This window comes from Stenotrophomonas sp. Ker107b, assembly GCF_053847245.1.
Map to the genome: position 1 here is coordinate 361,786 of NZ_JBSPHX010000002.1, position 14,184 is coordinate 375,969.

Sequence of the window (14,184 nt, forward strand, 5' to 3'; positions counted from 1 at the left end):
GGTACCGCCTGCGGGACAATCCCGCAGGCGGCACGGTCGGTCAGGCGTGGCCGCCTTCCTTCGGCGGGTTCTTCAGGCTCAGCACCACGGTCGCGGCGATGATCACCGCCACCACACCCAGCGAGATCGGGGTGGGAATCTTGAAGAGGTCGATCAGCATCATCTTGATGCCGATGAAGGCCAGCACCAGGGCCAGGCCGTACGGCAACAGGTGGAAGCGATCGGCCATGCCGGCCAGCAGGAAGAACATCGCGCGCAGGCCCAGCACCGCGAAGACGTTGGAGGTCAGCACGATGAACGGGTCGGTGGTGATCGCAAAGATCGCCGGGATGCTGTCCACCGCGAAGATCACGTCGGTCACCGCGATCAGGATCAGCACCACGAACAGCGGCGTGAACCAGCGCTTGCCATCGCGCATGACGCTCATGGCGTTGCCGGCATAGTCGGGCAGCAGGCGCAGGTGCTTGCGCATCCAGCGCAGGGCAGGGTTGGTCTCAAGATCCGGCTCGCTGCCGGCCGAGAACCACATCTTCCAGCCGGTGAAGAGCAGGAACGCGCCGAACACGTACAGCAGCCAGTGGAACTTGGTCAGCAGTACGCTGCCGGCGAAGATCATGATCGTACGCAGCACGATCGCGCCCAGGATGCCGATGATCAGCACCTTCTGGCGCTGTTCCTCGGGCACCGCGAAGTAGCCCATGATCATCAGGAACACGAAGATGTTGTCCACGGCCAGGGCTTTCTCGACCAGGTAACCGGTCAGGAACTCCAGGCCGACCTTGTTGGCCACCACCTGGCCGGCGGTCTCGTTCAGGTAGTACCAGAGGCCACCGTTGAAGGCCAGGGCGAGGGCAACCCAGCCGATGGACCACCACAGGGCTTCCTTGAAGGTGACCTTGTGTGGGCCGCCGTGTCGCATCAAGACGAGATCGACCAGCAGCGCGATGATCACCACCGCGCCGAAGCCGCCCCACAACCACACATTACCGATCGTCTGCATTGGGTTTATCCGTTGGAAAAAATAGAGTGCCTCAAGCCGGATGGCGAGGATCTGCAACGGAGGATCGGGGGGATCCAGGGACAGAGCTTCGCCATACGGCGAAGGTCTCGCTCGCAGTCCCGATGGGTGGGACTGCCGTTGCACCGGAGCCTGCGGGCTCGAATTGACGGCGACAACGTCTGGGAGCTACTCCCCTTCTGAGGCCGATTCTGCGGGGTGCCGGGGCCGGCGTCAAATCCTTTCCATGCCCCGGTGCTGCTGAACCAAATACCCCAACCGGTAGTGACGGCCGCTGGCCGTCAACCACGTAGCGGCCGGGTTTACCGCGCTGACGGCCAGCGGCCGTCACTACCAGAGCGCCAGCGGCGTCGCTCCCAGCGCCGAGGGCTGCAGGCTTCCCGTTTACAATACGCCCATGAATACCCCTGCCCCCGTTGTCCGCCTCAAGAACGCCTGGCGCTCCAGCCACCCGTGGATCTTCCAGAAACTGGTCGAAAAGCCGGCCGTCCGTCCCAAACCCGGTGCCATCGTCGACGTCGTCGGCGTGGACGGGGAGTGGATCGGGCGGGGCTTCTACAACGGTCATTCGCGCATTGCCGTGCGCATCCTGGAGACCGATCAGGCCATCCCGGTCGACGCCGGCTGGTTCTCGCGCAAGATCGCCCAGGCGGTGTCGCTGCGTCGTGAGGTGCTCAAGCTGGATGAGATCTCCGATGCCTGGCGCGTGGTCCACAGCGAAGGCGACGGTCTGTCCGGCCTGGTCGTGGACCGCTATGGCGACCTGGTCGTGGTCGAATTCTTCGCCGCCGGCATGTTCCGCCACCGCGAGTGGGTGTATGAAGCCCTGCGCGAACAGTTCCCGGGCTGCCGTTTCCACAGCTTCGCCGACGAACACGTGCAGAAGCAGGAAAGCTTCGACTTCCACGGCAACACCACCACCGAAGCCTCGGTGATCACCGAGTACGGCGTGAAGTTCCGCGCCGACCCGGCCGGTGCGCACAAGACCGGCTTCTTCGCCGATCAGCGTGAGAACCGCCAGTGGCTGAGCCAGCAGGTGGAAGGCAAGACCGTGCTGGACCTGTGCTGCAACACCGGTGGTTTTGCGGTGTATGCCGCCGCGCGCGGTGCGGCCGAGGTGGTCGGTATCGACATCGATGAAGACGTGATCGCCATCGCCAAGGGCAACGCCAAGCTCAACAACGTGCGCCCGAAGTTCATCCAGTCCGACATCTTCCCGTGGCTGCGCGATGCGTCCAACCGCGGCGAGAAGTTCGACGTGGTGATCCTCGATCCGGCCAAGATGACCCGCGACCGCGACCAGGTCATCACCGCGCTGAAGAAGTACCTGGACATGAACAAGCTGGCGCTGGGGGTGGTCAAGCCCGGTGGCCTGCTCGCCACGTTCTCGTGCACCGGCCTGGTGGCCGAAGACCAGTTCCTGGACATGCTGCGCCGCGCTGCGTTCTACGCCGGCCGCACCATCCAGATCCTGAAGGTGGCGGGCGCCGGTCCGGATCACCCGTTCATGGCCCACGTGCAGGAATCGCGCTACCTCAAGGCCGTGTTCTGCCGCGTGGTGGACTGATCCGCACCGGAATTCCGGCCACGTCCGGAATTCCGGCCACGTTAGGCATCGGGTAGTGCCGGCCGCTGGCCGGCTCCTCCTGGTCTCCGATTGTCGCGGGCAGCCGGCCAGCGGCCGGCACTACCGTTTGTTGTCCTCTCGGCGCTATGGTCTGACGCTTCCCATCCAAGGTGAGGCGTCATGACGTTGCGCAGTCTGTCTTTGCTGGTCTCGCTGGCGTTGTGCACGCCGCTGGCCGCCCACGCGATCGCGTTCACCCCGCAGGAACTGGCCAAGGCGTCCGCGCTGCAGCAGCGGCTGCTGACGCTGGACAGCCATCTGGATACACCGGCCAACTTCCACCGCGACGGCTTCGACATCACCCAGCGGCACGACCATAACGCGCTGTCGCAGGTGGATTACCCGCGCATGGTCGAAGGCGCGCTGGATGGCGGCTTCTGGGCGATCTACACCGATCAGGGCGACCGCAACGCGCAGGCGCACCAGCATGACCGCGATGCCGGCCTGCTGCGGCTGACCGAGATCCGCGAGATGCTCGCCGCGCATCCGGACACCTTCCAGCTCGCGCTGACCGCCGCCGATGCCGCGCGCATCAAGGCCGCCGGCAAGCGCGTGGTCTACATCAGCATGGAGAACGCCAGCCCGCTGGTCGACGATCCCACGCTGCTCAGCTACTACCACCTGGCCGGCCTGCGCCTGCTCAGCACGGTGCACTTCGCCAACAACGAGTTCGCCGATTCGGCTACCGATCCCAAGGGTGCCGAGTGGAAGGGCCTGAGTCCGGCCGGCAAGGCGCTGGTGGATGAAGCGGTGCGGCTGGGTATCGTCATCGATCAGTCGCATGCCGCCGATGCGGTGTTCGATGATCTGATCGAGCGCATGCCGGTGCCGTTCGTGCTTTCGCACAGCTCGGCCAAGGCGATCTACAACCATCCGCGCAACCTCGATGATGCGCGTCTGAAGCAGCTGGCCAAGGCCGGCGGCGTGATCCAGGTCAACGCCTACGGTGGCTATCTGATCGACACCGCCAAGAGCGAGGCGCGCAAGGCGGCCGAGACGGCGCTGATGGCGCAGCTGGGCACCGATTACGACGGCATGAGCATCCAGCAGGGCGTCGCGCTGAAGAAGGGGCTGGAGGAGATCGACCAGCGCATTGCGCTGCGCAAGGCCACGCTCGACGATTTCTTCGCCCACTTCGAGCACATCCTCAACGTGGTCGGCCCCGAACACGTGGGCATCGGGCTGGACTGGGATGGCGGCGGTGGCCTGGCCGATCTGCCCGACGTGAGCCAGCTGCCGAAGATCACCGCGTGGCTGCTGCGCAAGGGCTACAGCGAGAAACAGATCGCCGGTATCTGGGGCGGCAATCTGCTGCGCGTCATGCAGCAGGCGCAGGATCACGCGGCCAAGGTTGCCGCCGCCGCGAAGCCCTGAGTACAGGGGGCATCACGCGCGCTGCCCGGCAGCGCGGCTTCACCAGCGCCCGCAAAGAAAAAGGCAGGCCCAGGGCCTGCCTTTCCCACACCCGGTCATCGCCGGCCCGGTGGCCGGCGCGATCTCTCAGCGCTTGCCCAGCACCGCATTACGACGCCCGTAAGCGAAGTAGGCGATCAGGCCCAGAACGTTCCAGCCCAGGAAGTACAGCTGGGTCGTGCTCGGCAGGCTGAAGAACAGGTACACGCACCCGATCATCGCCAGCGGGCCGACCACGTAGGCCAGCGGCGTGCGGAACTTGCGCACGCGGTTCGGCTCGCGCTTGCGCAGCACCACCAGGCACAGGCCCACCGCGGTGAACGCGGCCAAGGTGCCCGCGTTGGCCAGCGCGGCGATCTCATCCAGACGTGCCACGCCGGCCAGCGCAGCAACCAGCACGGCGGTGAACAGCGTGGTGGCGACCGGCGTGCCGGTGCGCGCGCTGACCTTGGACAGGCCACGCGGCAGCAGGCCATCGCGCGACATGACGAAGAAGATGCGGCTCTGGCCGTACAGGAAGGCCAGCAGCACGGTCGGCAGCGCGATCACCGCCGCTGCGCCGATCCACTTGGCCGCGCCCGGGCTGCCCAGCTCGCGCAGGATCAGCGCCAGCGGCTCGGCGCTCTGGCCGAAGATCGTGTAGCTCATCGCACCCACGGCGGCCAGCGCCACCAGCACGTAGATGATGGTGCAACCGACCATCGAGCCGATGATGCCGATCGCCAGGTCGCGCTCGGGCTTCTTGGTTTCTTCAGCGGCGGTGGAGATCGCATCGAAGCCGTAGAACGCGAAGAAGATGATCGCGGCGGCCGCCATCACCCCGCGTTCCACGCCATCGGCGCCCAGCGACTTGACGAAGCCGAACGGCATGAACGGCTCCATGTGGCTGGTGTCGAAGTGCGGCATCGCAATGGCCACGAACACGGTCAGCGCGATGATCTTGATCACCACCAGCACCGCGTTGAGGGTCGCGCTTTCCTTGGTGCCGGCCATCAGCATGCCGGCCACCAGGAAGGTGATCAGCACTGCCGGCAGGTTGATGAAGCCGCCTTCCACGTGGGGGCCGGCGGTCAGCATCAAGGGCAGGTCGATCCCGAAGCCGTGCAGGAAGCCGACCGCGTAGCCGGACCACCCGACCGCGACCGTACTCACCACCAGGGAGTACTCCAGGATCAGGCTCCAGCCGACCACCCAGGCCACCACCTCGCCCAGGGCGGTGTAGCTGTAGGTGTAGGCGCTGCCGGCGGCCGGCATCATCGTCGACAGCTCGGCGTAGGACAGGGCCGCGCAGGCGCAGACCGCGCCGGCGATGGCGAAGGAAATCAGCACCGCGGGGCCGGCCAGGTTCGCGCCGACACCGATCAGGGTGTAGATGCCGGTGCCGACGATGGCGCCGATGCCCAGCGCGATCAGGTGCGGCCAACTCAGGGTCGGGATCAGTTGCCTGCCGGCTTCATGGACGGTGACAGTGTCTAGGGACTTGCGCCGGAGCAATGACATGGGGCCTCGCGGTGGATGACTGTGAACGACAAGTCTGCGAGTTTTACCGAACGCGGCGCAGCATTACTACTGCCAAGCGTCGTAAGCGGCTGCACGGCCCGCATGACTGAGGCGAAGGTGACGAAAGCGGCACAAAGGCCGGACGCTCATTCCCAATGGCAGCCGGTGTCGGTGATCGCACCGACGTCTTCACCGAACGCGGTCTGCTGGCCCGTACGCGCGTTGGTATAGGAGAAGCCATAGATGCGCGCGCCCTGCGAGCTGATCGCATAGTGGCCGATGACCCTGCCGTCCAGGTGCTCGTCCCACACCGTGTCGAACTGCCACGGGCGGTCCTCGGCCAGCACCGTGCTCTCCTGCGAGGCCAGGGTCAGCCGCAACCACGCGGTCTTGCCGGCGTAACGCACATGGCTGACCCGCTCACCGTCCGCGGTGCCCTCGGGGAGTTTCCATTCGAGGTGGATCTGCTGGCGGCTGCCACCGGTCAGGCAGCGGATCTCATCGGCGTGCGCCGGCGCGATGGCCAGCAGCAGCAACAGCGGGGCGAGCCAGCGCATGGGGCAGGGTCCATCCAAAGAGAAAGAGGGCCATTGTCCTCCTCACGCAGGGTTAGCGACGCGTCGGCCGGATCGAACATGCCGATCCGGCCGGTGGACATCAGCGGTTCAACGTCGCCATGGCCGCAGGGGCATAGCGCGGGCCGGCGGCGGCATGGGCCGGGAAGATCGCATCGATCCGGGCCAGTTCGTCGGCACTGAGCTGCACCTGCAGCGCGCCGAGGTTTTCTTCCAGATAGGCCAGCCGCTTGGTGCCCGGGATCGGCACCAGGTCTTCGCCCTGCGCCAGCACCCAGGCCAGGGCCAGCTGCCCGGGGCTCACGCCCTGGGTCTTGGCCATCGCGGTGACCGCGTCGACCAGGGCCAGGTTGCGCTCGAAGTTCTCGCCCTGGAAGCGCGGCGACTGGCGGCGGTAGTCATCGGCGTCGAAATCGGCCGGGCTGCGGATCGCGCCGGTCAGGAAGCCACGGCCCAATGGCGAGTAAGGCACGAAGCCGATGCCGAGCTCGCGCACCGTCGCCAGTACACCGTTGTCTTCCGGATCGCGCGACCACAGCGAGTACTCGGTCTGCACCGCGGTGATCGGATGCACCGCATGGGCGCGGCGGATCGTGCCGGCCGAGGCTTCGGAGAGGCCGAGGAAGCGCACCTTGCCCTGTTCGACCAACCGCGCCATCGCCCCCACGGTGTCTTCGATCGGCACCGTGCCGTCCACGCGGTGCTGGTAGTACAGGTCGATGTGGTCCACGCCGAGACGCTGCAGGCTGGCCTCGCAGGCGGCGATCACGTACTCCGGGCGGCCATCGACGCTGCGCGCGGCGGTATCGCTCGGCTCCAGCTTGATCCCGAACTTGGTGGCGAGGAACACCTGGTCGCGGCGGTCGGCGATCGCCTTGCCGACCAGCACCTCGTTGGTGTGCGGACCGTACATGTCGGCGGTGTCGAGCAGGGTGACGCCGCGCTCCAGCGCGCGGTGGATGACCGCGATCGCGTCGGCATCGCTGCCGCGGCCGCCATAGAAGGCGCTCATGCCCATGCAGCCCAGGCCGAGCGCGGAAACGGTGGGGCCATCACGGCCAAGGGTACGGGTCTGCATGCGGTACTCCGGGGGAAGGGAAGGAACAGGACCAGCATCCTCCTGCGGACTATGTGGATAAACTGGCTGCTCCTGCATCGTCCTTGAAGCCAGTCTTCACAATGAGCGCCCAGCATCCCCTGCCTGCCGTAGCCGCGTTCGCCCGCGTCGCGCACCATGCCAGCTTCACCCGGGCCGCTGACGAGCTGGGCGTATCGCCCTCGGCGCTCTCGCAGACGGTGCGCGCGCTGGAGGCCCACCTTGGCGTGCGGCTGCTGCAACGGACCACGCGCCGGGTCGGCCTGACCGAGCAGGGCGCGCGCTTCCTGGCGCAGGTACGCGAGGGCCTGGCCCGGATCGATGCCGCGTTCGACGACCTGGACCAGGTGCGCGATGTCCCCGCCGGCAAGCTGCGCATCAACGTGCCGCGGATCGCTGCTGAACTGCTGGTGCTCCCGCACCTGTCCGGCTTCCTGGCGCGTTATCCACAGATCGAGGTGGAGCTGTTCGTGGAAACCGCGCTGACCGATCTGGTTGCCGGCGGCTTCGACGCGGGCATCCGCTTGGGCGAAAGCCTCGCCCGCGGCATGATCGCGGTGCCGATCGGGCCGCTGGAACGCCAGGTGGTGGTGGCCACGCCGGACTATCTGGCCACGCACGGCGTGCCTGCCACCCCGGCCGACCTGGTCGGGCACGAGTGCATCGTGCACCGGCTCAGCACCGGCCGGCGGATGGCGTGGGAGTTCACCGGCGAGGGGCGCGATTTCGAGGTCGAGGTGGCGGGTCGGCTGGTGTTCAACGACGCCGGGCTGATCCATGCCGCCGTCACCCGGGGCATGGGCCTTGCCCAGGGGTTCGAGGCGCTGTACGCCGGCGATGTGGCGGCCGGCCGGCTGCAGTGCGTGCTGCAGGACTGGCAGCAGCCGTTCGCCGGTTTCCACCTCTACTACCCGGCACGCGAGCAGATGGCACCCAAGCTGCGGGTGTTCATCGACCATCTGCGTGAGGCGATGCGGCGCTGACGCGTGCGGCTCAGCCGGTGCCGGGCAGCAGGGCGCGTGCCCAGTCTGCCTGCGGTGGATGGCCCTGTGGATAGATCACCTGCGCATCCCCGGGGAAGCGCTTGCAGCACAACACGCCGTTGGCATCGAACAGACGCCAGCCCTGCGCCGCCGCTTCGGCCTCGGCGATGCGATGGCGCAGCCCAAGCACCAGGCTGGCGTGGCAGTCGAACAGGCACGTACGAAGATCGATCCGGTCCAGCGGCTGAAGCCCCGCGACGATGCGGGTCACGGCTGGATGGGCCAGATCGATGCGCCGGGTGTGCATGCCGAGCAGGCGCTCGTCATGACCGCTCAGGTGCTGCACGAAGTAGACAGGTGGCGGCATGGGTCCCCGCAGTGTTGCGCACGCGCCGGTGAGGCGACGTTGGACGATGGCGCCGATTGGACACCTCGCCGGTACGCAGGGGAATCTGAATGTTTGAATGAAAACCGAGCGTCGCGATGATGCTGCCTATCCGCGGCCGAACGCGACGCGCGCTGTCGTCGTGCACCACGCTTGCCTGCAAGGGCTCAGCCGCTCACGCCCAGCCGCACACCGAACCCGACCAGGAACACCCCCGCCACCCGCCTCAGCCAAAGCCCGACACGCGGGTGCTGCAGAATCCGGCGGCGCAGCAGGTTGCCCACCCCGATCAGCACCGAGCAGTAGGCCAGCCCCATGACGAAGATGATCAGCGCCATGGTCGCAAACGTCACCACACCCTGGTGCCGTGCCGGATCGATGAACAACGGCAGGAAGGCCATGTAGAAGATGATCGCCTTCGGGTTGAGCAGGTTGATCAGCACCGCCTGGCGGAAGTAGTGGCCCGGCGTGAGGCGGATGCCACCTTCCTCGCCCTGGGCGCGCGGCTGGCGCAACAGGCCGATGCCGATCCACACCAGGTACCCCGCGCCGAGGTACTGCACCGCGTGGAACACCAGCGGGTTGGCCTTGAGCAGCGCCGCCACACCGGCCACCGCCAGCCACATCAGGATCTGGTCGCCCAGCAGCAGGCCGAACAGCGCCGTGTACCCGCCGCGCACGCCGCCACGGCCGGTGGCGGTGAGCAGGGTGAAGGTGCCCGGGCCCGGCAGTGCCAGGAACACCAGCACGGCAGCAACAAAGGTCCACAGATCCTGGATGCCCATCCACGGCATGGCGGCGACTCGACTACGGGGGAGGGGCATTGTCCGGCAGCCGCGCGCCGGGCGATAGCGTCAGCGCGCGCCGGCCGGCAACCCGGCAAGCAGCGGCTGCAGCCGTTGCGCGAATATCGCATGCAGCTGCCGGATCGCCGGCGAGAACTGCTTGCGGTGCGGGCACACCAGGTTCAACGGCAGGCTGTCGCCGGCCCCGCCCAGCAGCACCTGCAGGCGCCCGGCCTGCACATCGGCGCAGATATCCAGCCACGACTTGAAGACGATGCCTTCCCCCGCCACTGCCCAGCGGCGGACCACGTCGGCATCGTCGCAGACCATGTTGCCGCGCACCGGGATCACCGTGCGCCGGCCATCGGCCTCGAAGCTCCAGCGGTCGTAGGCCCGCCCAGCGAGTTGATAGAGCAGGCAGTGGTGCTCCTTCAGCGCCTCCAGGCTGTCCGGCGCACCGTGCCGGGCCAGGTAATCCGGTGACGCGGCCAGTACCCGGCGATTGCCGGGCAGCAGCGGCAGGGCGACATAGCTGGCGTTGTCGAAGCGGCCCAGGCGGAAGGCGATGTCGACCGGGTCGCGGAACACATCGGCAACCTGGTCGGACACCTGCAGGCGCAGCTGCAGCTTCGGATGCGCGGCGCGGAACTCGGTCAGCCATGGCAGCAGCAGGTTGCGGCCCAGATCCGAGGGTGCGGCCACCTGCAGCGTGCCGCGCAGTTCGGCATCCTCGCCACGCACCCGGGCCTCGCCCTCGCGCAGCGCGGCCAGCACCTCCTGCGCATAGGGCAGGTACAGCGCGCCCTCGGCAGTCAGGCGCAGGCTGCGGGTGGAGCGCACGAACAGGCGCAGGTCCAGCTCGCGTTCCAGCCGCGCCACCGCCGCAGCAACCTGGCCGGGCAGCAGATCGGCCTCGCGCGCGGCGTTGGAAAAGCTGCCCAGCGCGGCGGTGCGGACGAACAGGGTGAGGTCATCGAACCGGACCATTTTCATTCCTGCTGTGAAAGTGCTGCCCGATTTTGCGCCTTTCTCCACCCCGCCGTGAAGCGCAGGCTGTCCGTCTTCCCCACTGGATCTCCCCCGATGAAAGCTGTCGCCTATACCCAGCATGGCCTGCCGATCAGCGACCCCGCCGCGCTGGTGGACATCACCCTGCCGATCCCCACCCCCGGCCCGCGCGACCTGCGGGTCGAGGTCCGCGCGATCTCGGTGAACCCGGTCGATACCAAGGTCCGCACCGGCGTGGCGGTCACCGAGCCACGCGTGCTGGGCTTCGACGCGGTCGGCATCGTGGATGCGGTGGGCGATGAGGTGACGCTGTTCCAGCCCGGCGACGCGGTCTTCTATGCGGGTGCGATCGGCCGTGCCGGCAGCAACGCCGAATACCAGCTGGTGGACGAGCGCATCGTCGGCCACAAGCCGGCCAGCCTGGATGACGCCGCCGCGGCGGCGTTGCCGCTGACGGCGATCACCGCCTGGGAACTGCTGTTCGACCGCCTGCGGATCGCCGAGAACGGCGGCGAAGGCCAGACCCTGCTGGTGATCGGCGCCGCCGGTGGCGTCGGCTCGATCCTGGTCCAGCTGGCCCGCCAGCTGACCCGCCTGACGGTGATCGGCACCGCCTCGCGCCCGGATACCCAGGACTGGGTCTACGCGCTGGGCGCGCACCATGTGATCGACCACACCCAGCCGCTCGGCGAAGGCCTGCAGCGCCTGGGCATCGCCGAGGTCAGCCATGTGGCCAGCCTGACCCATACCGACCAGCACTACGACCAGATCGTCGCGGTGCTCGCGCCGCAGGGTCAGCTGGCGCTGATCGACGATCCCGGCCAGCTCGATGTGATGGCGCTCAAGCGCAAGAGCCTGTCCCTGCACTGGGAATCGATGTTCACCCGCTCCAGTTTCAACACGCCCGATGTGCAGCGCCAGCATGAGCTGCTCGAGCGCGTCGCCGCGCTGATCGATGCCGGCGTGCTGCGCACCACGCTCGGCGAACACTACGGCCGCATCAACGCCGCCAACCTGCGCCAGGCGCATGCCCTGATCGAGAGCCACCGCGCGCGCGGCAAGCTCGTGCTCGAAGGGTTCTGACGCAGCCAATGAGACCGCCGCGGCCTACACTTGGCGCATGCAAACCGAATCTCTGATCCTTGGCGGCCTGGTGTGTGCCGTCCTCGTGCTGCAGCTGCTCGCGCTGCTGCGGCGTTCCGGCCATGGCGACCTTGAACAGACCCTGCGCGAGGAAGCGCGGGTCGGCCGCAGCGAACTGCGCGAGCAGCTCGAAGGCCTGGGCCGCCAGCAGGATGCCCGGCTGGAAAGTTTCGCGCGCGCGCTGACCGATCTGTCCACCCGCACCGACCAGCGCCTGGACCTGCTGCGCGATGCGCTCGGTGAAGACGCGCGCAAGGCACGCGAGGAAAGCACGCTCAGCCAGCAGCGCACCGGCGACCTGCTGGCCCTGCGCATGCAGGAAGTGCGTGCGCAGCTGGAAGCGTTCGGGCAACAGCAGCAGGCGCGCATCGAAGCGTTCGGCCAGCAGCTGGTGGAACTGACCACGCGTACCGACAGCCACATGGCCGCGCTGCGCCAGGCCTTGGCCGAAGACGCGCGCCTGGGCCGTGAGGAAACCGGTCAGTCCCAGCAGCGCCTGGGTGAATCGCTGGGCCTGCGCCTGCAGGAGATGACCCAGCGCAACGAGCAGCGTATCGGCGAGATGCGCGCCACGCTCGAGCAGCAGCTCAAGAGCCTGCAGAGCGACAACGCCGAGAAGCTCGACCAGATGCGGGTGACCGTGGACGAGAAGCTGCAGACCACCCTGGAAACGCGGCTGGGCGCTTCGTTCCAGCTGGTCTCCGAGCGGCTGGAGCAGGTCCAGCGCGGGCTCGGCGAGATGCAGCAGCTGGCCACCGGCGTGGGCGACCTCAAGCGCGTGCTGACCAACGTCAAGAACCGCGGCAGCTGGGGTGAAGTGCAGCTGGACAACATCCTCGAGCAGACGCTCACCCAGGAGCAGTACGCGCGCGGCGTCAAAGTACGCCCGGACAGCAACGAGATCGTCGATATCGCGGTGCGCCTGCCGGGCCGCGGCCATGAAGACACGCCGGTGTGGCTGCCGATCGATTCCAAGTTCCCGCGCGAGGATTACGAGCGCCTGCTCGATGCGCAGGAGCAGGGCGACGTCGAGGGTGTGCGCGTGCAGGGCGCGCAGCTCGAGCGCGCGATCCGCATCCAGGCCAAATCGATCTGCGACAAGTACATCGCCCCGCCGCACACCACCGATTTCGCGGTGATGTTCCTGCCCACTGAAAGCCTGTACGCCGAAGTGATCCGCCGCCCTGGCCTGATCGACCTGCTGCAGCGCGACCATCGCGTGGTGGTGGCCGGCCCGACCACCGTGACCGCGTTGCTCAACAGCCTGCAGATGGGCTTCCGCACGCTGGCCATCGAACAGCGCTCCAGTGAAGTGTGGGGCCTGCTCGGTGCGGTCAAGAGCGAGTTCGGCAAGTTCGCCGGCATCCTGGAAAAGGCCGAGAAGCAGATCACCACGGTCGGCCGCAGCCTCGGCGAAGCCAGCCGCAAGACGCGCACCATCGAGCGCCGCCTGCGCAGCGTGGAAACGCTGGGCAGTGAACAGACCCAGGACCTGCTTGGCGATATGAGCAGCGAGGACGAGGACGTGGCCGGCGACGAAACCAGCGCCGCGCAGGACTAAGCGCCGACGCCGCGCATGCACGCGATCGCGCATGCTGCGTGGCACGTTCTTTTGCCTGCCTTCTTCCGTCCTTTCAAGGAACCGCCGATGCGCCTGCCCCTGATGCTGTCCCTCCTGTTCGCCCTGGCCGGGTGCAGCAGTACCCCACCTGCAGACACCACCGCAGCGACACCGACAACGCCCAGCGCCGCCGAATGCACCGCCGCCGGTGGCAGCCTGCAGCCGCTGGGCCGCCTGCAGCGCGTGCAGTGCGTGGTGCCCTACGCCGATGCCGGCAAGGCCTGCAGCGCCAAGGCCGACTGCAGTGGCCAGTGTCTGGCCACCGGCGATGCCGCACCGGGAACGGCCGCGCGTGGCGTCTGCCAGCGCGATGTCAGCCAGAACTTCGGCTGCCGCCAGCGCATCGATGGCGGCGTGACCCTGGGCACGATCTGCGTCGACTGACCGCCCCACGGCACGGCTATGCTGTGCCTCCCCCGATGCAACGCAAGGAATCTGCAGTGAGCCAGACCGTCTACGACATCCCCGTGACCACCATCGAAGGTCAGCCGACCTCGCTGGCCGACTACCGCGGCAAGGTGCTGCTCGTCGTCAACGTCGCCTCCAAGTGCGGCCTGACCCCGCAGTACGAAGGCCTGCAGGCGCTGTACGCCGACAAGCAGGCCGCCGGCCTGGAAGTGCTGGGTTTCCCGGCCAACAACTTCCTGGCCCAGGAGCCGGGCAGCGAAGCGGACATCCAGCAGTTCTGCCAGCTGGAATACAACGTCAGCTTCCCGATGTTCGCCAAGATCAGCGTGGCCGGCGAGGACACCCATCCGCTGTACCAGCAGCTGACCGCCGCACAGCCGGCCGCCACCGGCGAAGGCCCGATGCGCGAGAAGCTGCAGGGCGCCGTGGCCAAGTATCCGGAGCTGGTGGTCAACGCCGCCCCGGGCGTGCTGTGGAACTTCGAGAAGTTCCTGGTCGGCCGCGACGGCCAGGTGATCGCACGCTTCGCCCCGGACGTGCCGGCTGACGATGCCCGCCTGGTGGCCGCGATCGACGCCGCGCTGGCGGCCTGATCGGCGGACCCGGAAACACAAAAAAGCCC

The 14,184-nt window shown here is 67.6% G+C and carries 13 protein-coding genes and 1 pseudogene; 7 read left to right on the forward strand and 7 right to left on the reverse strand.

What is annotated here, in order from left to right:
- Window positions 1-40: 40 nt before the first annotated feature.
- A complete protein-coding gene (locus ACWV8V_RS11585) occupies window positions 41-1,000 on the reverse strand; it encodes a TerC family protein (protein ID WP_070474178.1) in 960 nt (319 codons plus the stop codon).
- Between the two features lie 415 nt (window positions 1,001-1,415).
- Between ACWV8V_RS11585 and ACWV8V_RS11590 the strand changes: the two genes are divergently transcribed.
- Together ACWV8V_RS11590 and ACWV8V_RS11595 are read left to right on the forward strand one after the other, a co-directional pair.
- Window positions 1,416-2,585 (forward strand): class I SAM-dependent rRNA methyltransferase, encoded by a 1,170-nt coding sequence (locus ACWV8V_RS11590; protein ID WP_121043714.1) that lies wholly within the window; start codon window positions 1,416-1,418, stop codon window positions 2,583-2,585.
- Between the two features lie 180 nt (window positions 2,586-2,765).
- Complete coding sequence (locus ACWV8V_RS11595) at window positions 2,766-4,019, forward strand: dipeptidase (RefSeq protein WP_455899792.1); 1,254 nt, start codon at window positions 2,766-2,768, stop codon at window positions 4,017-4,019.
- 126 nt (window positions 4,020-4,145) lie between these two features.
- On the opposite strand, the gene ACWV8V_RS11600 is transcribed toward ACWV8V_RS11595, so the two are convergent.
- From ACWV8V_RS11600 to ACWV8V_RS11610, 3 genes are all read right to left on the reverse strand, one after another.
- Entirely contained in the window at window positions 4,146-5,558 is a 1,413-nt protein-coding gene (locus ACWV8V_RS11600; RefSeq protein WP_123730938.1) for an amino acid permease, read from the reverse strand.
- Window positions 5,559-5,704: 146 nt separating this feature from the next.
- Window positions 5,705-6,115, reverse strand: a complete 411-nt coding sequence (locus tag ACWV8V_RS11605; RefSeq protein WP_455899793.1) for a hypothetical protein — start codon at window positions 6,113-6,115, stop codon at window positions 5,705-5,707.
- A gap of 100 nt (window positions 6,116-6,215) precedes the next feature.
- Window positions 6,216-7,211 (reverse strand): aldo/keto reductase, encoded by a 996-nt coding sequence (locus ACWV8V_RS11610; RefSeq protein WP_455899794.1) that lies wholly within the window; start codon window positions 7,209-7,211, stop codon window positions 6,216-6,218.
- Window positions 7,212-7,312: 101 nt separating this feature from the next.
- Between ACWV8V_RS11610 and ACWV8V_RS11615 the strand changes: the two genes are divergently transcribed.
- Window positions 7,313-8,212 carry a LysR family transcriptional regulator gene (locus ACWV8V_RS11615; protein WP_259260748.1) on the forward strand — a complete coding sequence of 300 codons (900 nt, stop codon included), beginning with the start codon at window positions 7,313-7,315 and terminating at the stop codon, window positions 8,210-8,212.
- A 10-nt stretch (window positions 8,213-8,222) separates the two neighbouring features.
- On the opposite strand, the gene ACWV8V_RS11620 is transcribed toward ACWV8V_RS11615, so the two are convergent.
- The 3 genes and pseudogenes from ACWV8V_RS11620 to ACWV8V_RS11630 form a co-directional block, all read right to left on the reverse strand.
- Complete coding sequence (locus tag ACWV8V_RS11620) at window positions 8,223-8,579, reverse strand: hypothetical protein (protein WP_121043696.1); 357 nt, start codon at window positions 8,577-8,579, stop codon at window positions 8,223-8,225.
- A 185-nt stretch (window positions 8,580-8,764) separates the two neighbouring features.
- The gene (gene leuE, locus ACWV8V_RS11625) at window positions 8,765-9,391 is read right to left on the reverse strand and encodes a leucine efflux protein LeuE (RefSeq protein ID WP_259260749.1); all 627 of its coding nucleotides are present in this window, start codon (window positions 9,389-9,391) and stop codon (window positions 8,765-8,767) included.
- 13 nt (window positions 9,392-9,404) lie between these two features.
- A pseudogene (locus ACWV8V_RS11630) lies at window positions 9,405-10,375 on the reverse strand (LysR family transcriptional regulator).
- A 90-nt stretch (window positions 10,376-10,465) separates the two neighbouring features.
- Between ACWV8V_RS11630 and ACWV8V_RS11635 the strand changes: the two are divergent.
- The 4 genes from ACWV8V_RS11635 (at window position 10,466) to ACWV8V_RS11650 (ending at window position 14,155) form a co-directional block, all read left to right on the forward strand.
- Window positions 10,466-11,473 carry a zinc-binding alcohol dehydrogenase family protein gene (locus ACWV8V_RS11635; protein ID WP_259260751.1) on the forward strand — a complete coding sequence of 336 codons (1,008 nt, stop codon included), beginning with the start codon at window positions 10,466-10,468 and terminating at the stop codon, window positions 11,471-11,473.
- A 37-nt stretch (window positions 11,474-11,510) separates the two neighbouring features.
- Window positions 11,511-13,094 carry a DNA recombination protein RmuC gene (rmuC, locus tag ACWV8V_RS11640; protein ID WP_455899795.1) on the forward strand — a complete coding sequence of 528 codons (1,584 nt, stop codon included), beginning with the start codon at window positions 11,511-11,513 and terminating at the stop codon, window positions 13,092-13,094.
- Between the two features lie 87 nt (window positions 13,095-13,181).
- Window positions 13,182-13,538 carry a hypothetical protein gene (locus ACWV8V_RS11645; protein WP_259260753.1) on the forward strand — a complete coding sequence of 119 codons (357 nt, stop codon included), beginning with the start codon at window positions 13,182-13,184 and terminating at the stop codon, window positions 13,536-13,538.
- A gap of 56 nt (window positions 13,539-13,594) precedes the next feature.
- Window positions 13,595-14,155 carry a glutathione peroxidase gene (locus tag ACWV8V_RS11650; protein WP_121043679.1) on the forward strand — a complete coding sequence of 187 codons (561 nt, stop codon included), beginning with the start codon at window positions 13,595-13,597 and terminating at the stop codon, window positions 14,153-14,155.
- Window positions 14,156-14,184 lie beyond the last annotated feature (29 nt).